Origin of the sequence: Streptomyces longhuiensis (genome assembly GCF_020616555.1) — a bacterium.
GTDB classification, from domain to species: Bacteria; Actinomycetota; Actinomycetes; order Streptomycetales; family Streptomycetaceae; genus Streptomyces; species Streptomyces longhuiensis.
In genome coordinates, this window is record NZ_CP085173.1 from 1,405,330 (window position 1) to 1,430,148 (window position 24,819).

A 24,819-nucleotide genomic window follows, 5' to 3' on the forward strand; every position below is an offset into this window, starting at 1 on the left:
GGGTCAGCCGGCCGGCCAGCGGTATTCCTTGCGCGGCAGGTCCGGGGCGCGAGGCGTGCGTGGCAGACGTACCGCCAACTCGACGCCCAGCCGCCACAGTTGGGCATCCCAGCCCCTCACCGGCTGGTGGAGTTCCAGCCCTGCCAGGTCCGGACACCGCTTCTCGAGCAGCGATCGCACCATCGCTTCGCCGATGGCCTCGTCGACCGGCTCGTCGATTCCCTCGTCGATCCCGTGGTCAGTCATCCGGGGTGTCTGCGCGACCGGCGAGGCGGTCGCCCGCCTCCGTGCGCCGGTAGACCACCCGTCGCCCCACCCTCGTACCGACGACCATGTCCGCATCGCGCAGGACGGCCAGGTGGCCGCCGACGGTGCCGAGCGACTGGCCCAGGTGCGCCGCGAGTTCGCTGCTGGTCGCCGGGCGTTCGAGTTCGCGGAGGAGGGCGGCGCGGCCGCTGCCGATCAGCCGGTCGAGAGCCCGCGGCGCTCGCGCCCGCCCGGACTTCTCGGCCGTGCCACGGGCCGGGTACACCAGGGCGTACCGGTCGGGAGGCGCCTCGGCCAGCCAGGTGCCGCTGGTCACACAGACCGGGACGAACAGCATTCCGCCCTCGCCGACGATGCAGTCGGGACCCGGCTGGTCACTGAAGCGGATGGCGTCGGCGCCGACCCACGCACTGCGCCGGTTCATGCGCTGGAGAGCTCTGGGCCAGCCGTACGCGGCGAGCAGCCCCGCCCGGTACGTGACATCCCGCTCCAACAGGGCACGGCGGCGTGGCCAGTCCGGCGACACATGCGTCGTCCACACCTGCCGGAAGAGTTCGGCGGTCCGGGCTCCCCACCCGTGCCCGGTCAGCCACGCCAGGTCGTGCCGCTTCCAGCTGCGGGCCACCGCCGCGTCGAGGTCCGCGCGTACGTCGTCGTCACGGGCCGCGGCGACGGCCTTCAGTTCGTCGGCGAGCGTGGTGCGCATTCCGCCGGACGGCGGGCGGCTCACGTAGCCGGGAAGGTACTTGGTCGAGCAGATCAGCTCGACGAGGCCTCTGGCGAACGGGTCCGCGTCGAGCGTGGCGTGGAAGGCGTCGTGGTGGCGGGTGTACCAGGGGATGAGCCACGGGTCGGAGCAGGGCTTCATCAGGACGCTCATCGACCCCAGCGTCTCGGCGCTCGGCGACAGCGCGAACCGGGACTGTGACAGGGCCATCGGGCTCAACCGCAGCAGCACCATCTTTCGCCTCCTGCCGAAACGTTAGCGTGCGCGCCGACGACTCCGCACACTCGGGCCGGTGCGTTCCTCCCTCCTCCAACAGGCCGCGTTCCGCTCCTTCTTCGCCGGACGTCTGGTGTCCCTGCTCGGCAGCTCGATGGCTCCGGTCGCGCTGGCTTTCGCCGTCCTCGATGCCTCGGGCAGCGGTCACGACCTCGGATTCGTCCTCGCCGCCCACATGCTGCCGCTGCTCGCGTTCCTACTCGTGGGCGGCGCCGTCGCCGACCGGTTCCCGCGCCGGACCGTCCTGGTGACCGCCCATCTGGGGGCCGCGCTCACGCAGGGCGCCGTCGCCGCGCTCCTGCTGACCGTGCACTACTCGCTGCCGCTGGTGGCCGCCCTCGAGTTCCTCAACGGCGCGCTCGCCGCCTTCACCACCCCGGCGCTGCGCGGCGTCGTTCCTCAGCTCGTCGCCAAGTCCCTTCTGCGGCAGGCGAATTCGCTCCTCGGGTCGGCCCGCAACGCCACGAAGATCCTCGGTCCGAGCCTGTCGGGCGTGCTGGTCGTGACGGTCGGGAGCGGGCCCGCCATCGCGTTCGACGCGCTCACGTATCTCGTCGCGGCCGGATTCCTCGCACGGCTCCCCCGCGCCGGCGCCTCGGAGGCATCACCGCACAGCACCGTGCCGGCCGACATCCGTGACGGCTGGAGCGCGTTCCGCGCGATCCGATGGGTGTGGGTCGGCACGCTGTCCTTCTGCCTGCTGAACCTCGTCCAGACCGGCACGTGGCAGATCCTCGGCCCCCAGCTCACCCGGCAGCTCAGCGGCGAGACGACCTGGGGTTTCGTGCTCAGTGTGCGCGGCGTCGGCATGCTGGTGTCGAGTGTGCTGATGTACCGGCTGACGGTGCGGCATCTGCTGCGGTTCGGGCAGCTGGCCGGGGTGCTGGGCGCGCTGCCCCTGATCGCGCTGGGGGCACAGGCGCACGCCCCGTGGCTGATCGCGGCGGCGTTCGTCGCGGGGCTCGGCTCCTCCGTCACCGCGGTCGCGTGGGACACCTCGCTCCAGGAGCACGTCCCCGCGCAGGTGCTGTCGCGCGTCTCGTCGTACGACGACCTGCTGTCGTACGTCGCGATTCCGGTCGGACAGCTCTGCGTGGGCCCGCTGGCCGAGGCGTTCGGCGCGTTCCAGGTGACCGCGTTCGCCGGCGCCGTCTCCGCCGCGGCCATGCTGATACCCCTGGCCTCCAAGGCCGTACGCCGACTGCCGCACGGCCGGCCCGACACCACCGCACCCGCAGCGGACTCCTGCTCGGCCGCCTGATGGCCCGCCGGATCACCGGCGCGCTGGGGCCAGGTCCAGGTGTCGGTCCCGGTCTCGATCCAGGTCTCGATCCAGGGCCAGGTACAGGTCTCAGTCCACGTCTCGGTCCAGGTCCAGGGCCAGGTCGGCAGCCCGAAGCCTGCTGGTCGTGGCCGTCCCGGGGCCGTTCGGATCCCACGGTTGCGAGCCGTCGACGGCGGCGCTCCGTCGGATGTGCGTCGGCCCGGTCCGTCATGGGGTGGCCCTTGAGAAGCGGGCGAACATGGGGTGGCCCTTGAGGAGCGGGCGAAGCAGGTGGTGGGTGAGGCTGCTCACCGACCATCGCCGGGATCTCACAGGGGAATTTCATACCCGGGCGGCATCGGCGCCCTGTCGCACGGACGACTCTCCGGCGCCCACCACACCCCCTGCGACCTGCGCGAATACCGCTCGCACCGGGCGCATCACTCCCCGGCACGGATGCGCCGCCCAGGCGTTCCCCCACCCACCCGAAGAGCACGGGCCGCCACCCGTCGCACAAAAGGGAAGTAAAACTGCTCAGCTCAAACTGGACAGGTGAAACTGTCGAATCTACGGTGGAGACATGAGTAAGCACGCCGAGACCCCGCCGCACTCCCGCCAGCGGCTGACCCGCCCATGAGCAACCCCGACATACCCGCTCGGGCGACCGACGGACCGGCGGCGGATTCCGACCCCGGCGAGCGCGACACCCCCGCGCCCCACTTCGACCGCAGGCTGATCCCGCCGATGGTCATCGGCTCGGTCCTGAACCCGATCAACTCCACGATCGTCGCCGTGGCCCTCGTCCCCATCGGGGTGGCGTTCGGGGCGCCTCCCTCGCAGACCGCGTGGCTCGTCTCGGCGCTCTATCTGGCCACCGCGCTCGGACAGCCCGTCGTCGGACGTCTCATCGACCTCTTCGGACCGCGCCGCCTCTTCCTGGTCAGCACGTCCCTGGTCGGCATCGCGGGCATCGCCGGCGCGCTGGCCCCCAACCTCGGCTCCCTGATCGCCGCACGCGTACTGCTCGGCTTCGGCACCTGCGCCGGCTACCCCGCCTCGATGTCCCTGCTGCGCAGCGAGGCGGAACGGACCGGCCGCGACAGTCCCGGCGCCATCCTCACCACCCTCGCGGTGTCCGGCCAGACGATCGCCGTCATCGGGCCCTCCCTCGGCGGGCTCCTCATCGACGTGGGAGGCTGGCGCGCCACGTCCGCCCTCAACATCCCCCTCGCGGCGGCCGCCCTGATCCTCGGCGCACGCCGCCTGCCGGTGCAGGCCCGCCCGCGCCGCAGCGGCGGCCGGAGCATCGCGTCCGAACTCGACCTGCCCGGAATGGCGCTGTTCGCCGCGCTGCTGTTCTCGCTCCTGCTGTTCCTGATGAACCTGCACGCCGACACGTGGTACTTGCTCGTCATCGCCGCCGCGGCGGCCGCGGCATTCGCGGTACGCGAACTGCGCGCCCCGGTACCGTTCATCGACCTCAGGGTGCTCGCCGGCAACACCCCGCTGCTCACCACCTACGCCCGGGCCCTGGTCGCCTACGTGGTCTCGTACGCTTTCCTCTACGGCTTCACGCAATGGGCCGAGGAGGGCCGTGGGCTCTCGCCCTCCCAGGCCGGCCTCGTACAACTGCCGATCTTCCTCATGGGTATCGCCGTCTCCACCCTCACCGGCCGCCGTCAGGCCATCCGCGGCAAGCTGCTCATCGGAGCCGTCTTCCAACTCGCCGCCTGCACACTGCTGTTGCGGCTCGGCGGCACCAGCCCGATCTGGCTGCTCCTCGCCGTCGCCCTCATCTTCGGCGTGCCCCAGGGACTGAACAGCCTCGCCCTGCAGAACTCGGTGTACTACCAGGCCGATCCGGAGCGCATCGGCACCTCGTCCGGGCTGCTGCGCACGTTCATCTACCTCGGCTCGATGGTCGCCTCCGCCGCCTCCGCGACCGCGTTCGGTCAGCACGCCGACACCGGCGGCATGCACCAGCTCGCGTGGTTCATGCTCGGCGCCGGCGCGCTCTTCCTGCTCCTGACGGTGTTCGACCGGGGGCTGCGCCGCGTCACCACCGCGCGCTCCCCCGCCTGACCCGGGAGGTCGGCTACCGTGCCTTCGATGACCACTACAGCGATCGGCACGGACTTCAACACCCCTATCCACGAACGCTACTTCGAGGACTATGTTCCCGGGTCCAGCTATGTGTTCGGGAGCGTCACCGTGACCGAGGCGGAGATCCTCCGGTTCGCCGGCGAGTTCGATCCGCAGGACATCCACACGGATCCCGAGGCCGCGGAGCAGGGCCCCTTCAAGGGGCTGATCGCGAGCGGCTGGCACACCGCCTCCCTGATGATGCGCATGTACGCCGACCACTACGTGAGCAAGGTCGCGAGCCTCGCCTCGCCCGGCGTCGACGAGCTGCGCTGGACCCGCCCTGTGCGGCCCGGGGACAGCCTGTCGATCCGTACGACGGTGGTCTCCGCACGTCCCTCGCAGTCCAAGCCCGACCGCGGGATCGTGCACACCGACATCGAGGTGGTCAACCAGCGCGGCGAAACCGTACTCACGCTGTCCGCGATGAACTTCCTGCGGCGTCGGACGCGGTGACGGCGGCACCCGGACCCGAGATGGCTGCCGAGGCCGGGACCGCACCACCCTTCTCGCCTGCGTTCTCGCATGCTGGAAAAGCCGGTGCGCACGCCACAGGCCTTTCTAGGGTGCGTACATGTCACCTGCTCTCACCCGGGTCCTCCCGCCTCAGCTCGCCGCCCGCGCCGCCACGGTCACGGCCTCGCCCGTACGGGAGATTCTCGCCCTCACCGCACGGCCCGAAGTGATCTCCTTCGCGGGCGGGCTGCCCGCACCCGAACTCTTCGACACCGAGGGCGTGTCCGAGGCGTTCCGTGCGGTCCTGGGCGAGCAGCCGAAGGCTGCGCTCCAGTACTCCACGACCGAGGGTGACCCCGGTCTGCGTACGGCCGTCGCGGCCCGCGTCGGCGCGCGCGGGCTGCCGACCGCCCCCGACGACCTCGTCGTCACCACCGGGTCCCAGCAGGGACTCTCGCTGCTCGCCTCCGCGCTGATCGAGCCGGGCGACGCCGTGCTCGTGGAGAACCCCTGCTACCTGGCCGCGCTCCAGGTCTTCGGCTTCGCGGGCGCCCGCGTGGTGCCCGTGCCGGACCTCGCGGACCTGGACGACATCGTCCGGCGCGAGCGGCCGAAGTTCTTCTACACCGTCCCGAACTTCCAGAACCCCACCGGGCGCACCATGAGCGACGCACAGCGCGCGTCGGTGGCCGAGGTCGCGGCCCGGCGCGGGATGTGGATCGTGGAGGACGACCCGTACGGCGAGCTGCGATACGAGGGTGAGGCGACCGGCTGGATCGCTTCGTACCCAGGGGCCGAGGACCGGACCGTGCTCATGGGGAGCTTCTCCAAGGTGATGGCGCCCGGCCTGCGCATCGGCTGGCTGCGCGCGCCCGCGGAGCTCCTTCGTGCCTGCGCCGTCGCCAAGCAGGCCGCCGACCTGCACACGCCGACGGTGACCCAGCTCGCGGCCGCGCGCTATCTCGCGGACCGTGACCTCGACGCGCACATCGCCACCGTCAGGCAGGCCTACGGGGAGCGGCGCGACGCGATGCTCGCGGCGCTTCCGGACGCCCTGCCGGACGGCGCCGAGTGGAGCCGTCCGCAGGGCGGGATGTTCCTGTGGGCGCGGCTGCCGCGGGGCGCGGACGCCACGGCTCTGCTCCGCACGGCCATCAGCCACGACGTGGCGTACGTGCCCGGGGCCCCCTTCTACGCGGGCGAGCCCGACCCGGCCACGCTGCGCCTGTGCTTCGTCAGCGAGACGCCGGAGGTGATCCGGGAGGGCCTCGGACGGCTGGGGGCGGCGCTACGGGGATGACGCGGACCGTCGGTCACGGACGGTCCGCGGGCTCCTCCGGCGTCGGCTCCGCGCCGCTGTCCGCGTGCGGTCGGGGTGCGAAGACCGTGAACCGGGCGCCCTCGGGGTCGAGCAGGGTCACGCAGTCACCCGTCCTGTCCGCGTCCCGGCCCACGACCGCTCCGCCGTGTGCCACGGCGGCACGCGCGCACGCCGTGGCATCGCGGACGGTGAAGCGGACCCGCCAGTGCGGCCGCACCTGCGGGTCGGGGGCCGATCCCGGCGTCCCGCCGCCGAGCGCGGCCACCGGCTGCCCCGCACAGACGAGGACGACCTCCTCGTCCTCGTACCGCACGTCGCAGCAGCCCGGGCTCGTCCACCCGAGGACTTCCCCGTAGAAGATCGCGGCGTCGAACGCGTCACGTGTGACGAGGTGCAGCCACAGGGGGGCGTCCCGGCGCCACGCGCCGAAGTTGCGGACGAGCGCGCCGGCCCAGATCCCGAAGACGGCGCCGGCGCGGTCGGACACGAGGGCCGCCCGCCCGGTGGGGAAGCCGATCGGACCGACGCCGACCGTGCCACCGCGCTCCTGTACGCGGCCGACCGTCTCGTCCGCGTCGGCCACCGCGAAATAGGGCGTCCACGCGACGGGAACCTGCAGAGCCGGAGCGACCGCTCCGATCCCCGCCACGGCCCGCCCCTGCGCGAGCGCCACCACGAACCGCTCACCCAGGGTGCCCGCGCGGAACGTCCAGCCCAGGACAGCGCCGTAGAACGACTCCGCGGCCGACAGGTCACGCGCCGCGAGGCTCACCCAGCAGGGAGAGCCGAGGATCGCGTGATGCGACGTGGCCTCCTCCGATCCGGTTCTGGAGATCAGCTTGCTGCTCATGAAAGGCCGCCCCCTTTCGCCCGGGGGGCTCGGTCAGGGCCCTGGCGGCGACCGGGTACCCGTGACACCGCGGCCGACACACCACGTCCTGGAGGAAATACCGTCCGCCGAGCTCCGATGACCTGCCGTGACGCGGCGCCCGCCGAGTCGCATCCGGGGACGTGCGGCCGGAGAATCGTAGTGCAGTCGCATGTCGATGCTTCGGACCGGAGGCACTTACCTGCGAGCGGCGTACCGCTCCTGATGGATGCCGGCGCCCGTTCCCGCGGCCCGCGCCGGCACACCGTTGAGGAGCGAATCCCGATGCTCACTAACATCACTGCGGTCGCCACCCACCACCGTCGGACCTCGCGCCGCGCCCACGACGCCCCCGACACGACGGCCGCCTTCGCACGCGTGGCCGGTCTCGCCGAGGGACCCGAGCGAGATCTCCTGTGCGAGGAGCTCGTCGAGGCCTGGCTGCCCATGGCTCACCGCATCGCCCGCCGATATCGCAACAAGGGCGAGAGCACGGAGGACCTGGATCAGGTCGCGGCCATGGGACTGGTCAAGGCGATCAACCACTACCAGCCCGAGCGCGGCCCCTTCCAGTGCTACGCCGTGCCCACCATCACCGGCGAACTGCGCCGGCACTTCCGGGACCGGATGTGGGACGTGCACGTCCCACGCCGCGTGCAGGACCTGCGCAACAAGGTCCGCGCGGCCCGCCGCGACCTCACCGAGTGCCCCGGCAGCCCCGAGCCCGGCATCGGCGCCATCGCGGCGTACACGGGACTGACCGAGGCGGAGGTCCGGGACGGGTTCAAGGCGATCGAGAGCTATAGCGCGCTGTCCCTCGACGCGGAGCTCTCCCCGTCCGGTCACGACGGACAGAGCCTCGCCGACGCGCTCGGCGCACCCGACACCGCGTACGACCTCATCACGGACCGCGAAGCCGCCAAGACGGGTCTGCGCCACCTTCCCGAGCGCGAGCGCGCCATCCTCTACCTCCGCTTCTTCGAGGGCATGACGCAGGCCCGCATCGCCGAGAAGTTCGGCATCTCTCAGATGCACGTCTCCCGGCTCATCCACCTGAGCTGTGCACGGGTACGCGCGGAGGCGGCGCGGGAGTACGGGGCGGCCGACGGCCTGCCGGCCGCCTGACACCCGGCGCTTTGCACGGCCAGGGGGAGGACACTGGGATCAGGGGTTGCACTCCGCCCCCTGCCCCCGGCTCCCGGTGGGAGCAAGGGTGGCGGCCGGCGGGGAGCGGCCGCCGCCAGGATGGCTTGGGCGACGGCCGTGGGGCGCGGGGACGAGCGTTTCCCCTCCGCGGTGTCCTCGCGCCCGCCTCCCGCCTCCCGCCTTCCCGCACTCGACGAGCGCCTCACCGGCATCGCGGTCACCATGTTTTAGGGGGTCGCGGGGGAAGGAGGCCATGACCGTGGCGCCGAGACCGCAACTGCCCGGACGGGGCGAGTCGTACTGGATGCACACCAGCGGCACGACCACCTACCCGCCGCTCACCGAGGACGTCGAGGTCGACGTCGTCGTGGTCGGTGGCGGAATCGCCGGGCTCAGCACGGCCTGGGAACTGACGCACGCAGGCCTGACCGTCGCCGTGCTCGAGGCCGACCGCATCGCCGCCGGAGTCACCGGCTACACCACCGCCAAGGTGTCCGCGCTGCACACGCTCGTGTACGACCGCCTGCGCCGCACGCACGGCGAGGAGGCCGCCCGGCTGTACGCGACGTCGCAGCAGGGCGCGGTGGAGCGCGTGGCCGAGATCTGCGCCGGGGTGGCGATCGACTGCGACCTGGAGCGCGTCCCGGCCTTCACCTACTCGGTCCGCCAAGAAGGCACGGACATCCTGCGCGCCGAGGCCGAGGCCGCCCGTGAGGCCGGGCTCCCGGCGCGGTACACGGAGGACACGGGCCTGCCCTTCGCCGTCGCGGGGGCGGTGCGCGTGGACGACCAGGCGCAGTTCCACCCCCGCAGGTATCTGCTGGCCCTTGCCGAGGATCTGGTGGCGCAGGGCTGCGTGATCTTCGAGCGGTCACGCGTGACCGAGATGCTCGGCGGCATCCCGTGCACGGTGACCACCGAGGCGCAGCACACGGTGACCGCGCATGCCGTCGTCGTCACCACCCATTACCCGATCTTCGACCGCGCGCTCCTGTTCGCCCGCCTCCAGCCGCGCCGGGAACTCGTCGTGGCCGCCCCGCTCGCCTCCGACCCGGGCCCGCCTGGCATGTTCATCACCGAGGACGAGGGCAGGCGTTCGGTGCGCACCGCTCCGTACGGCTCCGATGGGCAGCGGCTGCTCATCGTGACCGGGGAGAGCTTCACGCCGGGTACGGGCGACGCGGCGGCGTCCTTCGCACGGCTCGACTCGTGGATGCGCGAGCACTTCGCCGTCGAGGACACCGCGTACCACTGGGCAGCCCAGGACAACGACTCCGGCGACGGGATCCCGATGATCGGGCCCCTGCACCCCGGGGCCCGGCACGCGTATGTGGCGACGGGCTTCGGCGGGTGGGGCATGAGCAGCGGCGTCCTGGCCGGACAGTTGCTGAGCGGGCTGATCACCGGCGACGAGGTGCCCTGGGCCGAGCTGTACGACCCCCGCCGCCTGTGGAGCACGATGCGGGAGGCACCGGCTCTGCTGCGCCAACAGGCCGATGTCGCCCGGCACTTCGTCCGCGACCGGCTGCACACCGCCCACGTCGACTCCGTCACCGAGATCCCGCCGGGATCGGGCGCGGTGGTGCGTGTGGACGGGCACCGGTGCGCCGTCTACCGCGCCGAGGACGGCACGGTCCGCGCCGTCTCGGCGCGCTGCACGCACCTGGGCTGCATCGTGGCGTTCAACGCGGCGGAGACGACGTGGGAGTGCCCCTGTCACGGTTCGCGCTTCGCCACGGACGGGTCGGTCCTTCAGGGACCGGCCATGCGGCCACTAGCGCCGGTACGACTGCCGCATACGCCGCCTGCCCCGGATGACGGGGAAGGAGGCGCCACGACGAGTGGGCCATGACAGTGCCGGCCCGCTGCACCGCTTCCCGCGGAGACCGTTCCCATAGAGACCCAGAGCCCCAGAGACCCAGAGACCTAGAGACACGGAGAACGACGTGAACGGCACATCAGCTTCGACAGCCTTCCCCGCGGAGGCCCCCTCGTCCCGGGACCTGGTGGAGGTCGTGCTCGGCGACTGCTCCGCGCCGGACGCCGACGCGATCTTCCACTTCCTGGGTGACCACTTCGACTCCGACCGCGGCGAGGCCGTCCCTCACGCGAACGAGGGGCCGCGCCCCGCCGCGTGGACGGGCCACTTCCTCGTGGAGCACGCCCCCGCCGAGGTCTCCGGCACCGTGCTGGCCGGAACGGTCACGGCCGATCTCCAGGGCTGCCCGGTGGCGGTGGAACGCCTCTGCCGCACCCTGGACGCGGCCTTCGCCGTCGAGAAGGTCGGCAAGGTCGCCGGCGACCAGGAGGTCGAGGTCCAGCTCCACCTCAACAACCCGTGACCTCCCGCACCCCCGGTCACCGGCCCGGACTCACTCCGCGACGGCGACGTACGGCAGCGGCGATCTGACGGTCGGGGTGCGCGCGAAGTACGACGCGCTGCCGCGGATCGGCCACGCCTGCGGACACCACATCATCTGCGCGGCGGGCGCGGGCGGCGGCCGCCGACGAGCTGGGCTTCCGGGTGAAGCTGCAGGGCACCCGGGCCGAGGAGGAGGGCGGCGGCAAGGTACTGATGCTGGAACGCGGCGCCTTCGACGACGTGACCGTGGCGATGATGGTGCACTCCGCGCCCCTCGACGTCGTGGATCCGCGAGGTTCCACGGACATGGGCAACATCACGCACGCGATGTCCCTCAGCCACCCGGCGATCGGGGTGCCGGGCGCCCAAGGCATGCCGCACACCCGCCAGTTCGCCGAGGAGGTATCCGGCGCGGCCGGGGACGAGGTGGTACTGGTCGGGGCACTGGCGATGGCCTGGACGGGCCTCGGCCTGGCCGCGGACCCTCAGTGGCGCACGCGCTGCGCCGCCTCCCGTCACGGCTGATCCGCCCCGCGCGACGGTCAGGTCACGACATGGGGGCGCCCAGGCTCGACTAAGGCCTCTCGCTTGGATCATGCCGGGCCGCGATCAGTTCGGCGAGCGTCCCGGCAGGCACGTCCAGTTCGCGTTCGGCGGTGGTGACGGCCATGGCCGTCACCACCGGGGGACGGTTGGCGCGCTCCGTGTTGGCGTGGGCCCCGAGGCCGTCCAGGACCACGAGGATCTGGATGGCGGCCACTTCGGGGTTCTCGGTACGCAGGGCTCCGGCCGCTACACCGTCGCGGATGAGCTGGGTCAGGCGTGCGCGCCACTGGGCCTCCTGGTGACCCACCCGGTCGCGGAGCCTGTCGCGGTAGCGGCTCAGATGCCTGGCGTTGAGCCACAGGCGACTCATGCCGTCGAAGCGCTCCCCCGTGGTCAGGTGGAAGAAGCGGGCCAGGTCCTCCAGCGTCTCGCCCTCGGGCCGATCCACGGGAATCAGTTCGTCCAGCTCGGCCGTCGCCGCCACGCCGAAGGCCTCGGCGACGAGGTCCTCCGCGACCGGGAAGTAGTGGCTGATCAGGCCGGGGCGCACCGCGAGCTCGTCGGCGACCCGGCGCATCGTGATGCATTCGAGGCCCTCCGCGAGGGCGATCGCCGCCGCCGCGGACACGATCTCGGCGCGGCGGGCCTCCGGATTCTTCCGCACCCGTTTCGGCCGGGTGCTTGACGGCACCCCCTGCTCACTATTGGATTCGTGGCCAATAGACAAGTCGGCTCCCGTGCTCGCCTGTTCGGAGGACTGCATGGCTCCCACGATCCCAGACCCCTCGGCACCAGCTGCCGCACCCCCTGCCGACCAGGCCGGGCGGGTGGAGGCGCACGGCATCGACTTCATCCCCGAAGCCGAACGGCACGGCCGCGCCCGCGAGCTGTTCGCCGTGTGGGCGGCGCCCAACGTCAGCTACCTGAGCCTCGTGGTCGGCGGCGCCCTCATCCTGATGGGCCTCGGCCTCTGGCAGGCGCTGGGCGTGATCGCGGCCGGCAACCTGTGCTGGGTGCTGGTCGGTCTTGTCGCCGTGAGCGGTCCCGCGGCCGGCACCCCGAGCCAGGTGATCACGCGTGCCATGTTCGGCATCCGGGGCAATCGGGCGAACATCGCCCTGACCGGCTGGTTCGTGTCCGTCTGCTATCTGGCTCTCAGCTGGGCCGCGGCCTCGCTCTCCGCGTTCAGCCTCGTCGACAAGGCCGGCATCGCGCTCACGACGGGCGTCAAGGTCGTCGTCATCGTGGTGCTCGCCGCGGCGACGCTCGCCATCAGCGTCTACGGCCACGCGACCATCGTGAAGCTCTACCTTCCGTTCACCCTGGCCCTGACCGCGGTCTTCGTCGTCCTGGCCGGGTACGTGCTCGGCCACGTCGACTGGAGCTACGCGCCCCGACACCAGCTCCATGGCACGGAGTTGTGGGCCGTGATGATAGGCGGCATCACCCTCGTCGCCTCCGCACCTCTCTCGTACAGCAACAGCGCCGACTTCGCCCGCTACCTGCCCCGTACCACCTCGCCGTGGGCGATCGCCGGCTGGACCACCCTCGGCGCGTACGTGCCCAGCGTCCTGTTCACCTCGCTCGGCGCCCTCGCGGGTACCTCGCTCGACATGTCCGACCCGCAGACCGCCCTCGAGACCATCCTGCCGAGCTGGTTCAAGCCGGCGTTCCTCCTGGCCGTCATCCTCGGCGCGATCTGCAACAACGCCATGACCGCCTACAGCTCCGGCCTCGCCCTGCAGTCCATAGGGGTCCGGATCCGCAGGTCCCGCAGCGTCGCCCTCGACGGAGCCCTCGGTGTGGCACTGACGCTGTACGCGCTGCTCGTCTCCAACTTCCTCGACACCGTGAGCAACATGCTCGAACTCATGGTGGCGCTGATGGGCCCGAGCATCGCGATCTACGCCACCGACATCCTGTGGCGCCGCAACCGCTACGACGGCAGGGAACTGACCGATGAGTCCCGGGGCAGCGCGTTCTGGTACGCGGGCGGCGTCAACTGGGCCGGCGTGACCGCCCTGGTGGTCGCCACCGGCATCGCGTCCCAGTGCGTCGACACACAGATGTACACGGGCCCCATCGCCCGGGCGGCGGGCGGCACGGACCTCTCCCTGCCGGTCGGGATCCTGGTCTCCGCTGCCGTGTACGTCGCCATGATGCGCGTGCACCGGCCCGCCGAGGCCCGGCGCGGGTAACCCGACACCCCACCTCCGGGGCACGCCGGGGCCCGGCGCAGCCAACTCCCGCGCCGGGCCCACCCGTTCACCTCACCGGAGGACACGCCTGCGCCGTGCGCTCGCCACCAGTTCATCGACCGTGGCCAGCTTGACCCGTGGCCGGCCGGCCTCGCGCCCCCGCGCGGCCTCGGCCCGTTCGATCGCCGCCAGCCCTTTCGCGTCGAGGACGCGCCGGTTGCGGCGCCTGGCCAGCCGGTGGAAGGCCTTGGGCGCGCGCGGTGGCGTCGGCAGCGCGCCGGAGACGGCGTCGGCCAGCAGCGTGGCGATCGTCTCGGCCGCGCAGGTGCGGTTGGCGCCGATGCCACCGCTGGGGCCGCGCTTGATCCAGCCCACGACATACGTTCCGGGCATGCCGGTGACGCGCCCGCCCTCGTGCGGCACGGTGCCGGTGACCTCGTCGAAGGGGAGGCCGGCGAGCGGTCCTCCGCGGTAGCCGATCGCACGCAGCACCATGCCGGCCGCGATCACCCGCTCCCCCGACGCCCCTTCGGCGCGCACGGCTTCGACCTGATCCGATCCGAGCAGCTCTACTGGCGAGCTGTGGAAGCGCAGGACGATGCGCCGCCCGGGCGGCGGTGCCACGTCTGTGTCGAAGGCGCCTCGGGGAACCCCCTTCAGGACGGCGGCCTTGTCGTTCGGACCGGCCGCGTCGACGGCCACGCCGATACGGGGATCGTGGTCGTCCACGAGCAGTTGCAGGCCCGGCACGTGCTTGAGCGCAAGCAGTTCCGGCGTGGTGTACGCGGCGTCCTCGGGGCCACGGCGCCCGAGCAGGACCACTTCGCGCACGGAGCTCGCGCGCAGCGCCTTCAAGGCGTGGTCGGCGATGTCGGTGCGGGCGAGGGCGTCCGGGTCGGCGAGCAGGATCCGGGCGACGTCGAGGGCGACGTTGCCGTTGCCGACGACCACGACGCGTTCGGCGGAGAGGTCGATCGCGTCGTGTGCGACGTCCGGATGGGCGTTGTACCAGGCGACGAAGGTGCGTGCCGAGATGCTGCCGGCGAGGTCCTCGCCCGGGACGGACAGGCGGCGGTCGGCGGCGGCCCCGACGGCGTAGACGACCGCGTCGTGGTGCTCGGCCAGCTCCTGCGGACTGACGTCGTCGCCCACTTCGAGGCCGAGGTGCATGCGTACCCGGTGATGCGTGTGGAACCTGGCGAAGGTCTCGCCGACCTTCTTGGTGGCCGGGTGGTCCGGCGCCACGCCGTAACGCACGAGGCCGCCGGCCACCGGCAGCCGGTCGATGAGGGTCACCTCGGCGTTGGTGTGCAGCAGCAGGTCCTGCACCGCGTACATCCCGGCCGGTCCGGTACCGACGACGGCGATGCGGAGCGGCACGAGGTCGGACGGCAGGACACGCGGGAACGAAGGGCTTCCCCAGGAATGGAAGTTGGGGCCGTCCTCGATCGCGTCCGCACCCGAATCCGCAGGCCTGTGACCGTCTTCGAAGTACGCGGCGTTGATCGCGGCGTACTCCTTCTGCGCCGGGGACAGCCTGTCCACCGGGAAGATCGCGTCGACCGGGCAGGCGTCGGCGCACGCGCCGCAGTCGATGCAGGACGCCGGGTCGATGTGCAGCATCTCCGTGCTGCCGAACGCCCGCTCCTCGGGGGTGGGGTGGATGCAGTTGACCGGACACACGGCGACACAGGTCGCGTCACTGCAGCAGGTCTGGGTGATGGCGTACGTCATGTCGTCAACTCACGTCGGCTCAGATGAGGTTGGCACGCTTGTAGAACGCCAGCGCAGGCTTGGTGAGCAGCCGTGCGGAGGCCAGGAACTCCATGAGGCCCGAGCAGCTCGCGCGCATCATGGACTTGTGGTGCTCGTTGGCCCCCGCCTCGGCCACGGCGCGCCGCACGTCCAGGCCGGCGCTCTCGTAGACCTGGCGGCGGACCATGCTCGTCACGATGAAGTAGGACGCGGTCGCGACCACGAAGGCGTTGATGTGCCGGCGGATCCGCCCCGCACCCGCGAGGCGCTTGCGCGTCTGGTCGCGGGCGAACTTCATGTGCCGCGACTCCTCGACGACATGGATGTTGTTGATCGTGCGGACGAACGGCACGACCCGCTCGTCGCGCATCCAGTCGCGCTGCATGACGTCGAGGACTTCCTCGGCCACCAGGATCGCGGCGTACGCCGCCTCGCCGAAGGCGAGTGTCTTGAAGACGCGGCCCAGTTCGATGACGAGCCGGTGCGGCCGGTAGGCCGGCGCCCCCAGCTTCTCCGCGCCGCGGGCGAACATGATCGAGTGGCGGCACTCCTCGGCGACCTCGGTCAGCGCCCACTGGAAGTCGGCCTTCGTCGGGTCCTTGGCGTACATGTCCCGCAGCACCATCTGCTGGAGGATCATCTCGAACCAGATGCCGGTGCTGGCCACCGACGCGGCTTCCTGCCGCGTCAGCTCCTTGCGCTGCTCCTCGGTCAACTCCGCCCAGTACGCGGTGCCGTAGAGCGTGCTCCACTCCGGGCTCGCGCCGTGGAAGTCCCTGTCCAGCGGCGTCTCCCAGTCCACCTCGGTCGCCGGGTCGTACGCCAGCACGGCAGCCGACTCCAGCAGCCGCCGCGAGACGCCGCGCTCGTCGGGGAGTTCGTGCGATTCCGGCCGAACAGTGCTGCTTGCCATGCTGCGGCTCCTTGGATCAGACGTGTGCGTTCCCTGTCGTTGCACTGCCGTGTCCGTCGCCGTCCGTGAGTGCGCCCGGCGGTACGCGGGGCTGCTCGCGGAGGCCACCGTGCGGGCACACGCACGGGGCCACGGACCGTCGCCCCGTCGCGGCCCGTCGGCGGGGCGCCGCCTGGCGGCTCCGCGGGCTGCGCGAAGGCACCAGGTCAGCACAGGTGGACGGGGGCTCTGCAGAGGCCACCCGCCCGCTTGTTAGACAGACCGTATAACAAGGGGGCGCGTTGGCCTACCCCCCGGTAAGCAACGGGCGACAGGCCCCGTGCGCCCCGGCGCGGTCAGGCCCGCCGGTAGCCTCGTTCCTCGACGAGGTCGTGCGCGAGGCGGGCGAACGCGCGCCCGGCCGCGCTCTCGTAGGCACTCTCCCTGCGCAGGAGCACGGCGGTACGGGTGGGCAGCGGCGGGTCGAGAGGGACGGGCCGAAGGTGTGGGTGATCGTCGGCGATGGCGTCGGGGAGCACGGTGGCCAGCGACGACGAGCGGCGCACGATCTCGGTGAGCGCCAGGATGCTGTTGGCCTCGACGGCGACGGTCGGATCGACACGACACGCCGCGAGATAGTCGTCGATGTGGCCTCGGGTCGCGAAATCTCCGCTGAGCAGGGCGAGTTGGCGCTCGGCAAGCTCGCGTACGGGTAGCGGCCGGTCGCCCCGGACCCGATCGCCGTCGGCGCTCACGACGAGGCTCAGGTGTTCGGTGAACAGCGCTGTGGCCGCGATGCCCGTCTGTTGCGCCCCCTCGAAGGCGATCCCGAGGTCGAGTTCGTCCGCGAGCAGACTCGCCTCGATGTGATCCTGCGTCATCTCCCTTACGTCGACCGTGATTGCGGGGTGGCGGCTGCGGAGCGTGTCCACGAGCGGGCCGATGAGGTAGACCGTGAACGTGGGCGTCATGGCGAGCCGGAGGTGGCCCCGCGAGAGGTCCGCGACGTCGAGCACGGCGCGGTCGGCGGCCGCCAGGTCCCTCAGCACGCGCTTCGCGTAGTACACGTAGGCCTCGCCGGCGTCGGTGGGGCGTACCGTGCGGCCACTGCGGTCCAGGAGCTGGACGCCGACGACGCGCTCCATCTGTTTGATCTGCTGCGACAGCGTCGGCTGGGAGATACGCAGCTCCTCGGCCGCACGGGTGAAGTTGCCGTGCTCGGCCACCGCGATCAGATAGCGGAGATGACGAAGTTCGGGGCCCATGACCCGACTATAGGCCGAATCATAGATGTCATCGATAGGAGTCATGGTCATTGCGTCTTGGACGCTATAGCAGCTGGTCATGCATGGTGGATCTCGTCAGCCCGACGGGCCGGCAGTCATCGAAGGGAGTGACCCATGCATGACCTCTCGGACGGTCTCGCGCGCTTTCGCCGCGACGTCTTTCCCGCGAAGGCGGGGCTCTTCGCCCACCTGGCCACGACCCACCGCCCGACGACGCTCTTCATCGGCTGCTCGGACGCCCGCGTGGTCCCCGAACTGATCACACAGAGCGAACCCGGCGAGCTGTTCGTCGTCCGCACCGCGGGCAACCTGGTCCCGGCCTACTCCTCGGACCCCGACGGCGTCGCGGCGAGCATCGAGTACGCCGTCGCCGTGCTGCACGTGAGCGACGTCGTCGTGTGCGGTCACTCGGCCTGCGGGGCGATGACCGCGCTGGCCGAGGGGCACGACCTCGGCGCCGCGCCGGTCGTCTCCGGCTGGCTGCGGCACGCGGACGCCGCGCGGGCCCGGGTCGCCGCGGCCCCGGAAGCGTCGGGTCCCGGCAGGGTCGCCGCCCTGGTGCGGGCGAACGTGTCCGCGCAACTGCGGAACCTGGCCACCCACCCCTCCGTGGCCCGAGCTCTGGCCGAAGGGACGCTCACCCTGCACGGCTGGGTGTTCGACATCGCCACCGGAGCAGTCGATCCGGTCGACGCCGCCGCGATCGCGGCCTGACCGCACCGACCGGAACCAAGAAACGCCCAACCCTTCCGAAAGAGGAACTCCCCATGGCACACGCCCAGTTCGACCCCACCGCCCGCGAGACCCTCGCCGTCGCCGCCGTCGACGCCAAGACCCGCAAGGACCTGACCTGGCAGCAGATCGCCGACGTCGCCGGACTGTCGCCGGCCTTCGTCACCGCGGCCGTCCTCGGCCAGCACGCCCTTCCGCAGCCGTCCGCCGAGGCCGTCGCGGAACTCCTCGGTCTCGACGAGGACGCGGCCCTGCTGCTGCAGACCATCCCGACGCGCGGTTCGATCCCCGGCGGCATTCCGACCGACCCGACCATCTACCGCTTCTACGAGATGCTCCAGGTCTACGGCACCACCCTCAAGGCCCTCGTCCACGAGCAGTTCGGCGACGGGATCATCAGCGCGATCAACTTCAAGCTCGACGTGAAGAAGGTCGCCGACCCCGAGGGCGGCGAGCGCGCCGTGATCACCCTCGACGGCAAGTACCTGCCCACAAAGCCTTTCTGATTCTTCGCCAGGACAGACACCACGGCCGGTCACAAACCGGAGCCGGTCACGCAATTCCCCGGAGGACCTCCATGGACTTCGCCCAGCGCACCATCGACCTCGCCCGCCAGAACGTCGAAGAGGGCGGACGCCCCTTCGCCACCGTCATCGTCAAGGACGGCGAGATCCTCGCCGAGAGCCCCAACAGGGTCGCCCAGACCTCCGACCCCACCGCGCACGCGGAGATCCTCGCCATCCGCGACGCCTGCCGCAAGCTCGGCACCGAGCACCTGGTCGGCGCCACCATCTACGTACTCGCCCACCCCTGCCCGATGTGCCTGGGTTCGCTGTACTACTGCTCCCCCGACGAGGTCGTCTTCCTCACCACCCGCGACGCGTACGAGCCGCACTACGTCGACGACCGCAGGTACTTCGAACTCGACTCCTTCTACGGCGAGTTCGCCAAGGACTACACCGAGCGTCGCCTGCCCATGCGCCACGAGCCGCGGGACAGCGCCGTCGACGTGTACCGGCTGTGGCAGGAGCGCAACGGCGGCAGCCGCCGGGTGCCCGGGGTGCCGACGGCCTGAGGCGTTCTCGCGCCGGCTCAGCCCAGGATGCCGCTGCCGGGCTGCTCAGGGATCGCCACCCCCGTGAGCCCCCGTGGCACAGTCGCCGTCGGCAGGCCGCTACGGCTCCCCCGGTCGATGTCGGTGATCAGGTCCCGCAGCGCGGCGCAGCCGTGCGGTGCCGGCAGCCGGCCGTCCAGGGCGGCGAGCGCGCGGTGCGCACGCAGGCGGGCCCTGCCGGTGCGGCCGTCACTGTGGTCGACGAACGCCTGGGCGTACCGGGCGACGAGACAGGCCCAGGCGTCACCGCGCATGCCGGGCTGGCTCAGGGCGCGGCGGGCGCTCCGCCGCGCCGCCCGCGGCGACTGCTCCGCCTGTGCCACGGCGAGAGCGGCCAGGCTCACCGCGGGCGGCAGACCGCCGGACACGTGGGGCGGGATCATGCTCGCCGCCTCCTGGAACTGCTCGGTGGCCCGTTCGAGGTCACCCTCGTGGAGCGCCAGCATGCCCTGGACGTGCGCGATCCGCCCAACGGTCGCGTCGTCCCCGGTCAGGACCGCGGCCGGCCACGCGTGCTGAAGCAGCTCACTGGCCCCGTACGGGTCGCCGTACGCCGTGAGCCAGGCCGCGAGGCACAGGGCGCGCGCGGTCAGGAGGGTGTCCGAGCGGCACATCGGAAGCAGCCGCAGCAGATGGCGGCGCCCTTCGTCGGCGGCGTCGTAGACCGCCCACCAGAACCACAGGTTCAGTACGGACTCCAGGGCCGCCGCCGCGAGTTCGGGCTGGCGGGGCGCGTACTCCAGCATCGCCCTGAGCCCCTCGGCCTCGTCCAGGACGAGCCGTACGGCCTGCGGCTGACTGCCGAGGCTCCACAGGTTCTCGGCGAGGGCGGCCACCCGGTGGAAGTGGATCGCGCGGCGTTCGGCGGCGACCTCGAACTCCTTTGCCTCACGCAGCCGTTCGCCGCCGAAGTCGTGGGCGGCGGGGGCCATGCGGTAGCGGGGTTCGCGGATGCCGCCGGGGTCGCGTACCGGAGTCAGGACGCCGACCGCGGCGAGGCGGGTCAGGCATGCGGGCACCCGGGCCGGGGCGAGGCCGCCGCCGGCGCAGACGAACGCCGCCGTCGACTCGTCGAAGTCCCCGGCCAGGATGCTGGCCCGTGCCCACACGATCCGCTCGTCGCGGTCGCACAGCACGTAGACCGCGGCGACGGCGTCCCGCAGCGAGCGGTGCCGGGGAGCGGCCATGTCCGGTGCGCTCAGCCAGCACTGGTGTTCCTTGAGCCGTTCCGCGACTTCCCCCACGCTGCTTCTGGCGGCCTGCTCCGCGGCCAGCTCGACCGCGAGCGGAAGCCCGCCCACGTACCGGCAGATGTCCGCCACCGAGCCCAGTTCCGATTCGTCGGCGTCGAAGGCGCCCGCCTGCTCCAGAGACCGGTCCAGGAACCGGTCGAAGAACAGCGCCGCGGCAGGCGCGGTCCCGCGCCCGTCCGCGGGCTCGGAGCTGAGCGGCGCCAGGCGCAGCACGGCCTCGCCGCCCAGGCCGAGGGGCCGGCGCGCGGTCACCAGGACGCGCAGCGACGGCACGAACTCCATCAGCGTCTGCACCATCCCCACGCACTCGGCCTGGACCGGATCGACGTCGTCGAGGAAGAGCAGCACGTCGGCGGCGCGCAACTGGTCGGCGATGGCGCCGACACCGGCCGCTCCGCGCCTCCCGTGGATCCCGGCCGCCGCCTCCATGACGGCGGCGGCAAGCGAGGCGGGCGTGCCCGGCCCGGCACCGGACCCGGCGTCCTGCCCGCCCTCCGACCAGCGGACGACCATGACGCGCGGCCCGGCCCCCTGCGCGCCGACGCCCACGACCGCACCCGCTGTGAGCCGCCCCTCGCTCACGCCGAGCACGCGCTCCCCCGGCCTCGCGCCCAGCGCCACGACATCCGCGACCGCCTCCGCTGCGAGCCGGCTCTTGCCCACGCCGACCTCGCCGGCCACCGTCACCAGTCGATGGTTCTCCAGGAGCGTGCGCAGGTCCTGCGACTCCCGCTCCCGGCCGACCAGCGGACCGGGCACGTGGCCGCGGTCCTCCGCCGACGGCGTTCTGTCGCCGCCCCTGCGTGTCCACACGTCCGCCATGCTCCGCACATTCCTGCCCCTCGTCCGTCGACCGCCGCCGTCGTCCGCAGCCCGCGCCCAGTCTGTGCAGAACCGTCACTGCACTTGCGCCACGGCAACCCCAACGCCTGAGCGGCCCCAGGGTGTCGTCGCCGGGCGACGGTCCACCCTTCGCGCGGAACAGTCGAACGCGCGCCCGACTCCACGGTGGGGCGCAGGCCACTCGAAGTGAGCAGTTTTGGAGAAGCGCCGGTCCTGAGCCCCGCCTAGCCTGAACTCCGTGGACAGCGCCCCTCACGGCAGCTCTCCCGCCGCCTCGCACCGGACGACGGCGACCACACCCACGACCTTCAGGAGTCATCATGACCAGCTCTTCCACCCAGGGGATCAAGACCGTGCTGCACCCCGTCTCCGACCTGGCGAAGGCCAAGGCGGTGTACGTCGCCCTGCTCGGCGCGGAGCCGACGGCCGACGCTCCCTACTACGTCGGCTTCGACGTCGCGGGCCAGCACATCGGGCTCGTTCCCGGTGGCGGTGGCATGACCTCGCCGGTGACCTACTGGCACGTACCCGACATCGAGGCGAAGCTCGCCGAGGTCACGGCCGCGGGTGCCGTGGTGAAGGAGGCCGCGCACGACGTCGGCGGCGGCCGCCTCGTCGCCACCTTCACCGACGCCGACGGCAACGTCCTCGGACTGCTCCAGGACAGCTGACGGACGGCCCGGCCTACCGGGTCCCGGCCAGTGGACGAACAGCATCAGGCGGACGGCTCGAAACTGGTTAGATCGAGCCGGGCGACGCCGACGGGGCCCGCGAGGGCGGTCCCGCGCAACAGATGGAGACACGATGAGCATGGCCAAGGGAACGCAGGCGCAGTCACCTGCGCTGCACGCTGCCGACAGCCACGATCTGATCCGCGTGCACGGTGCGCGCGTGAACAACCTCAAGGACGTCAGCGTCGAGCTCCCGAAGCGCCGGCTGACGGTGTTCACCGGTGTCTCCGGTTCGGGCAAGAGTTCGCTGGTCTTCGGCACGATCGCCGCGGAGTCGCAGCGGATGATCAACGAGACGTACAGCACGTTCGTCCAGGGCTTCATGCCGACGCTGGCCAGGCCCGAGGTCGACGTGCTCGACGGTCTGACGACGGCGATCATCGTCGGCCAGGAGCGGATGGGCGGCGACGCCCGCTCCACGGTCGGCACGGCCACCGACGCCAACGCGATGCTGCGCATCCTCTTCAGCCGGCTCGGCAAGCCGCACATCGGCTCGGCCAAGGCGTTCTCCTTCAACGTCGCCTCGATCAGCGGCGCGGGTGCGGTCACCGTCGAGCGCGGCGGCGAGAAGGTGAAGGAGCGACGCAGCTTCAGCATCGTCGGCGGCATGTGTCCGCGCTGCGAGGGCCGGGGTTCGGTCACGGACTTCGACCTGACGGCGCTGTACGACGACAGCAAGTCGCTCAGCGAGGGCGCGCTCACCGTCCCCGGCTACAGCGTCGACGGCTGGTACGGCCGGATCTTCCGCGGCTGCGGCTTCTTCGACCCGGACAAGCCGATCCGCAAGTTCACCAAGAAGGAACTGCACGACCTGCTCCACAAGGCGCCGACCAAGATCAAGGTCGACGGCGTCAACCTGACGTACGAGGGTCTGATCCCGAAGATCCAGAAGTCGATGCTGTCCAAGGACATCGACTCGCTTCAGCCGCACATCCGCGCCTTCGTGGAGCGGGCGATGACGTTCACGTCCTGCCCCGACTGCGGCGGCACGCGGCTGAGCGAGGCGGCCCGGTCGTCGAAGATTAAGAAGATCAGCATCGCCGACGCCTGCTCGATGCAGATCAGCGACCTCGCCGAGTGGGTGCGGGGCCTGAACGAGCCGTCGGTGGCCCCGCTTCTGAAGGCGCTCGGGGACACCCTCGACTCGTTCGTGGAGATCGGGCTCGGCTACCTCGGCCTCGACCGCCCGGCGGGCACGCTCTCGGGCGGTGAGGCGCAGCGCGTCAAGATGATCCGCCACCTCGGGTCGTCCCTGACCGATGTCACGTACGTCTTCGACGAGCCGACGATCGGGCTGCACCCGCACGACATCCAGCGGATGAACGACCTGCTGCTGCGGCTGCGGGACAAGGGCAACACGGTGCTGGTCGTCGAGCACAAGCCGGAGGCGATCGCGATCGCCGACCACGTCGTCGACCTCGGCCCGCGAGCGGGCACCGAGGGCGGCGAGGTGGTGTTCGAAGGCACGGTCGAGGGGTTGCGGAAGAGTGACACGCTCACCGGGCAGCACCTGGACGACCGCGCGACGCTGAAGCCCGCGGTCCGGACGCCGACGGGGAAGTTGGGGGTGCGCGGCGCGGGCACCAACAACCTTCAGGACGTCGACGTCGACATCCCGCTCGGCGTACTGACCGTCGTCACGGGCGTCGCGGGTTCGGGCAAGAGCTCACTGATCCACGGCTCGGTGTCCGGGCAGGAAGGCGTGGTCACGGTCGACCAGGCCGCGATCCGCGGCTCGCGGCGCAGCAATCCGGCGACGTACACCGGGCTGCTCGACCCGATCCGCAAGGCGTTCGCCAAGGCCAACGGTGTGAAGCCGGCGCTGTTCAGCGCGAACTCCGAGGGCGCCTGCCCCACCTGCAACGGCGCGGGCGTCATCTACACCGACCTGGCGATGATGGCCGGTGTGGCCTCCACCTGCGACGAGTGCGAGGGGAAGCGGTTCCAGGCCTCGGTCCTCGACTACCACTTCGGCGGGCGCGACATCAGCGAGGTGCTCGCGATGTCGGTGGCCGAGGCCGAGGAGTTCTTCGGCGCCGGGGAGTCACGCACGCCGGCCGCGCAGAAGATCCTTCAGCGGATGGCCGACGTCGGACTCGGCTACCTCACGCTGGGACAGCCGCTCACCACGCTGTCCGGCGGCGAGCGGCAGCGGCTCAAGCTGGCGACGCACATGGCCGAGAAGGGCGGGGTCTACGTCCTCGACGAGCCGACGACCGGCCTCCACCTCGCCGACGTCGAGCAGCTGCTCGGCCTGCTCGACCGGCTCGTCGACTCCGGCAAGTCCGTCATCGTCATCGAGCACCACCAGGCGGTCATGGCCCACGCCGACTGGATCATCGACCTCGGTCCCGGCGCCGGTCACGACGGCGGACGGATCGTCTTCGAGGGCACACCCGCCGAACTCGTCGCGGACCGCTCCACCCTGACCGGTGAGCACCTCGCGGCGTACGTGGGCGGCTGATCGGGAAGCGAGGGCGGACACCCTCCGGGTCGGACGCGAGTCAGTGGCGCGCATGCCACCTGCTCGTGACGAGGTGAGGCTCCCGGCGCACCATCCTGCGGACCGACCGTCACGCGCAGCGACGGCTCGGCAGGGATGCAGGCCTTCTGATGTCCGACCCGGACCGCACGCCCTCG

At 71.6% G+C, this 24,819-nt stretch carries 22 protein-coding genes; 14 read left to right on the forward strand and 8 right to left on the reverse strand.

Features of this window, described 5'->3' with window-relative positions; genetic code table 11:
- Positions 1-3 precede the first annotated feature (3 nt).
- Together LGI35_RS06730 and LGI35_RS06735 are read right to left on the reverse strand one after the other, a co-directional pair.
- The gene (locus tag LGI35_RS06730; protein ID WP_341483349.1) at positions 4-246 is read right to left on the reverse strand and encodes a hypothetical protein; all 243 of its coding nucleotides are present in this window, start codon (positions 244-246) and stop codon (positions 4-6) included.
- Positions 239-1,228: a helix-turn-helix domain-containing protein gene (locus LGI35_RS06735; RefSeq protein WP_227292979.1), complete on the reverse strand. Its 990-nt coding sequence runs from the start codon at positions 1,226-1,228 to the stop codon at positions 239-241. The genes LGI35_RS06730 and LGI35_RS06735 overlap by 8 nt, the downstream gene beginning before the upstream one ends.
- A 58-nt stretch (positions 1,229-1,286) precedes the next feature.
- Between LGI35_RS06735 and LGI35_RS06740 the strand changes: the two genes are divergently transcribed.
- The 4 genes from LGI35_RS06740 to LGI35_RS06755 all read left to right on the forward strand — a co-directional run bounded on the left by LGI35_RS06740 (position 1,287) and on the right by LGI35_RS06755 (position 6,432).
- On the forward strand, positions 1,287-2,531 hold the full coding sequence (locus tag LGI35_RS06740; RefSeq protein WP_227292980.1) for an MFS transporter: 1,245 nt from the start codon (positions 1,287-1,289) through the stop codon (positions 2,529-2,531).
- Positions 2,532-3,278: 747 nt separating this feature from the next.
- Positions 3,279-4,616, forward strand: coding sequence for an MFS transporter (locus LGI35_RS06745; RefSeq protein WP_227300221.1), 1,338 nt, complete (start codon positions 3,279-3,281; stop codon positions 4,614-4,616).
- Positions 4,617-4,643: 27 nt separating this feature from the next.
- On the forward strand, positions 4,644-5,132 hold the full coding sequence (locus LGI35_RS06750; protein WP_227292981.1) for a MaoC family dehydratase: 489 nt from the start codon (positions 4,644-4,646) through the stop codon (positions 5,130-5,132).
- Between the two features lie 118 nt (positions 5,133-5,250).
- Positions 5,251-6,432 carry an aminotransferase-like domain-containing protein gene (locus LGI35_RS06755; RefSeq protein ID WP_227292982.1) on the forward strand — a complete coding sequence of 394 codons (1,182 nt, stop codon included), beginning with the start codon at positions 5,251-5,253 and terminating at the stop codon, positions 6,430-6,432.
- A 13-nt stretch (positions 6,433-6,445) separates the two neighbouring features.
- On the opposite strand, the gene LGI35_RS06760 is transcribed toward LGI35_RS06755, so the two are convergent.
- Positions 6,446-7,303 (reverse strand): VOC family protein, encoded by an 858-nt coding sequence (locus tag LGI35_RS06760; RefSeq protein ID WP_227292983.1) that lies wholly within the window; start codon positions 7,301-7,303, stop codon positions 6,446-6,448.
- Positions 7,304-7,606: 303 nt separating this feature from the next.
- On the opposite strand from LGI35_RS06760, the gene LGI35_RS06765 reads away from it, so the two are divergent.
- The 4 genes from LGI35_RS06765 to LGI35_RS06780 all read left to right on the forward strand — a co-directional run bounded on the left by LGI35_RS06765 (position 7,607) and on the right by LGI35_RS06780 (position 11,354).
- Positions 7,607-8,446 carry a SigB/SigF/SigG family RNA polymerase sigma factor gene (locus LGI35_RS06765; RefSeq protein WP_227292984.1) on the forward strand — a complete coding sequence of 280 codons (840 nt, stop codon included), beginning with the start codon at positions 7,607-7,609 and terminating at the stop codon, positions 8,444-8,446.
- A 274-nt stretch (positions 8,447-8,720) separates the two neighbouring features.
- Positions 8,721-10,319: an FAD-dependent oxidoreductase gene (locus LGI35_RS06770; RefSeq protein ID WP_376221019.1), complete on the forward strand. Its 1,599-nt coding sequence runs from the start codon at positions 8,721-8,723 to the stop codon at positions 10,317-10,319.
- Positions 10,320-10,413: 94 nt separating this feature from the next.
- On the forward strand, positions 10,414-10,809 hold the full coding sequence (locus LGI35_RS06775; protein WP_227292985.1) for a hypothetical protein: 396 nt from the start codon (positions 10,414-10,416) through the stop codon (positions 10,807-10,809).
- A 182-nt stretch (positions 10,810-10,991) separates the two neighbouring features.
- Entirely contained in the window at positions 10,992-11,354 is a 363-nt protein-coding gene (locus LGI35_RS06780; protein ID WP_227292986.1) for a hypothetical protein, read from the forward strand.
- A 49-nt stretch (positions 11,355-11,403) separates the two neighbouring features.
- Here the strand turns inward: LGI35_RS06780 and LGI35_RS06785 are convergent, their stop codons facing one another.
- A complete protein-coding gene (locus LGI35_RS06785; protein ID WP_227292987.1) occupies positions 11,404-12,066 on the reverse strand; it encodes a TetR/AcrR family transcriptional regulator in 663 nt (220 codons plus the stop codon).
- A gap of 70 nt (positions 12,067-12,136) precedes the next feature.
- Between LGI35_RS06785 and LGI35_RS06790 the strand changes: the two genes are divergently transcribed.
- Positions 12,137-13,573 (forward strand): purine-cytosine permease family protein, encoded by a 1,437-nt coding sequence (locus LGI35_RS06790; protein WP_227292988.1) that lies wholly within the window; start codon positions 12,137-12,139, stop codon positions 13,571-13,573.
- Positions 13,574-13,645: 72 nt separating this feature from the next.
- Here the strand turns inward: LGI35_RS06790 and LGI35_RS06795 are convergent, their stop codons facing one another.
- The 3 genes from LGI35_RS06795 to cynR all read right to left on the reverse strand — a co-directional run bounded on the left by LGI35_RS06795 (position 13,646) and on the right by cynR (position 17,485).
- Positions 13,646-15,307 (reverse strand): FAD-dependent oxidoreductase, encoded by a 1,662-nt coding sequence (locus LGI35_RS06795; protein ID WP_227292989.1) that lies wholly within the window; start codon positions 15,305-15,307, stop codon positions 13,646-13,648.
- A gap of 19 nt (positions 15,308-15,326) precedes the next feature.
- Positions 15,327-16,241: an AurF N-oxygenase family protein gene (locus tag LGI35_RS06800; RefSeq protein WP_227292990.1), complete on the reverse strand. Its 915-nt coding sequence runs from the start codon at positions 16,239-16,241 to the stop codon at positions 15,327-15,329.
- Between the two features lie 335 nt (positions 16,242-16,576).
- Positions 16,577-17,485, reverse strand: coding sequence for a transcriptional regulator CynR (cynR, locus tag LGI35_RS06805; protein ID WP_227292991.1), 909 nt, complete (start codon positions 17,483-17,485; stop codon positions 16,577-16,579).
- 135 nt (positions 17,486-17,620) lie between these two features.
- Between cynR and LGI35_RS06810 the strand changes: the two genes are divergently transcribed.
- The 3 genes from LGI35_RS06810 (at position 17,621) to LGI35_RS06820 (ending at position 19,313) form a co-directional block, all read left to right on the forward strand.
- Complete coding sequence (locus LGI35_RS06810; protein WP_227292992.1) at positions 17,621-18,220, forward strand: carbonic anhydrase; 600 nt, start codon at positions 17,621-17,623, stop codon at positions 18,218-18,220.
- A gap of 53 nt (positions 18,221-18,273) precedes the next feature.
- On the forward strand, positions 18,274-18,744 hold the full coding sequence (gene cynS / locus LGI35_RS06815) for a cyanase (RefSeq protein WP_227292993.1): 471 nt from the start codon (positions 18,274-18,276) through the stop codon (positions 18,742-18,744).
- Positions 18,745-18,815: 71 nt separating this feature from the next.
- Entirely contained in the window at positions 18,816-19,313 is a 498-nt protein-coding gene (locus tag LGI35_RS06820) for a nucleoside deaminase (RefSeq protein WP_227292994.1), read from the forward strand.
- A 17-nt stretch (positions 19,314-19,330) separates the two neighbouring features.
- Here the strand turns inward: LGI35_RS06820 and LGI35_RS06825 are convergent, their stop codons facing one another.
- Positions 19,331-21,427 (reverse strand): hypothetical protein, encoded by a 2,097-nt coding sequence (locus LGI35_RS06825; protein ID WP_227292995.1) that lies wholly within the window; start codon positions 21,425-21,427, stop codon positions 19,331-19,333.
- 341 nt (positions 21,428-21,768) lie between these two features.
- On the opposite strand from LGI35_RS06825, the gene LGI35_RS06830 reads away from it, so the two are divergent.
- Both LGI35_RS06830 and LGI35_RS06835 read left to right on the forward strand, forming a co-directional pair.
- Complete coding sequence (locus LGI35_RS06830; RefSeq protein ID WP_116500730.1) at positions 21,769-22,119, forward strand: VOC family protein; 351 nt, start codon at positions 21,769-21,771, stop codon at positions 22,117-22,119.
- A 133-nt stretch (positions 22,120-22,252) separates the two neighbouring features.
- Positions 22,253-24,643, forward strand: coding sequence for an ATP-binding cassette domain-containing protein (locus tag LGI35_RS06835; protein ID WP_227292996.1), 2,391 nt, complete (start codon positions 22,253-22,255; stop codon positions 24,641-24,643).
- Positions 24,644-24,819: the final 176 nt, after the last annotated feature.

Coding starts and splice junctions, on each gene's coding strand:
- LGI35_RS06745 (WP_227300221.1), top strand. CDS start 3,279: ATGGTCATCGGCTCGGTCCTGAACCCGATCAACTCCACGATCGTCGCC.
- LGI35_RS06755 (WP_227292982.1), top strand. CDS start 5,251: ATGTCACCTGCTCTCACCCGGGTCCTCCCGCCTCAGCTCGCCGCCCGC.
- LGI35_RS06735 (WP_227292979.1), bottom strand. CDS start 1,228: ATGGTGCTGCTGCGGTTGAGCCCGATGGCCCTGTCACAGTCCCGGTTC.
- LGI35_RS06830 (WP_116500730.1), top strand. CDS start 21,769: ATGACCAGCTCTTCCACCCAGGGGATCAAGACCGTGCTGCACCCCGTC.
- LGI35_RS06760 (WP_227292983.1), bottom strand. CDS start 7,303: ATGAGCAGCAAGCTGATCTCCAGAACCGGATCGGAGGAGGCCACGTCG.
- LGI35_RS06765 (WP_227292984.1), top strand. CDS start 7,607: ATGCTCACTAACATCACTGCGGTCGCCACCCACCACCGTCGGACCTCG.
- cynR (WP_227292991.1), bottom strand. CDS start 17,485: ATGGGCCCCGAACTTCGTCATCTCCGCTATCTGATCGCGGTGGCCGAG.
- LGI35_RS06730 (WP_341483349.1), bottom strand. CDS start 246: ATGACTGACCACGGGATCGACGAGGGAATCGACGAGCCGGTCGACGAG.
- LGI35_RS06800 (WP_227292990.1), bottom strand. CDS start 16,241: ATGGCAAGCAGCACTGTTCGGCCGGAATCGCACGAACTCCCCGACGAG.
- cynS (WP_227292993.1), top strand. CDS start 18,274: ATGGCACACGCCCAGTTCGACCCCACCGCCCGCGAGACCCTCGCCGTC.
- LGI35_RS06790 (WP_227292988.1), top strand. CDS start 12,137: ATGGCTCCCACGATCCCAGACCCCTCGGCACCAGCTGCCGCACCCCCT.
- LGI35_RS06820 (WP_227292994.1), top strand. CDS start 18,816: ATGGACTTCGCCCAGCGCACCATCGACCTCGCCCGCCAGAACGTCGAA.
- LGI35_RS06770 (WP_376221019.1), top strand. CDS start 8,721: ATGACCGTGGCGCCGAGACCGCAACTGCCCGGACGGGGCGAGTCGTAC.
- LGI35_RS06810 (WP_227292992.1), top strand. CDS start 17,621: ATGCATGACCTCTCGGACGGTCTCGCGCGCTTTCGCCGCGACGTCTTT.
- LGI35_RS06750 (WP_227292981.1), top strand. CDS start 4,644: ATGACCACTACAGCGATCGGCACGGACTTCAACACCCCTATCCACGAA.
- LGI35_RS06795 (WP_227292989.1), bottom strand. CDS start 15,307: ATGACGTACGCCATCACCCAGACCTGCTGCAGTGACGCGACCTGTGTC.
- LGI35_RS06835 (WP_227292996.1), top strand. CDS start 22,253: ATGAGCATGGCCAAGGGAACGCAGGCGCAGTCACCTGCGCTGCACGCT.
- LGI35_RS06825 (WP_227292995.1), bottom strand. CDS start 21,427: ATGGCGGACGTGTGGACACGCAGGGGCGGCGACAGAACGCCGTCGGCG.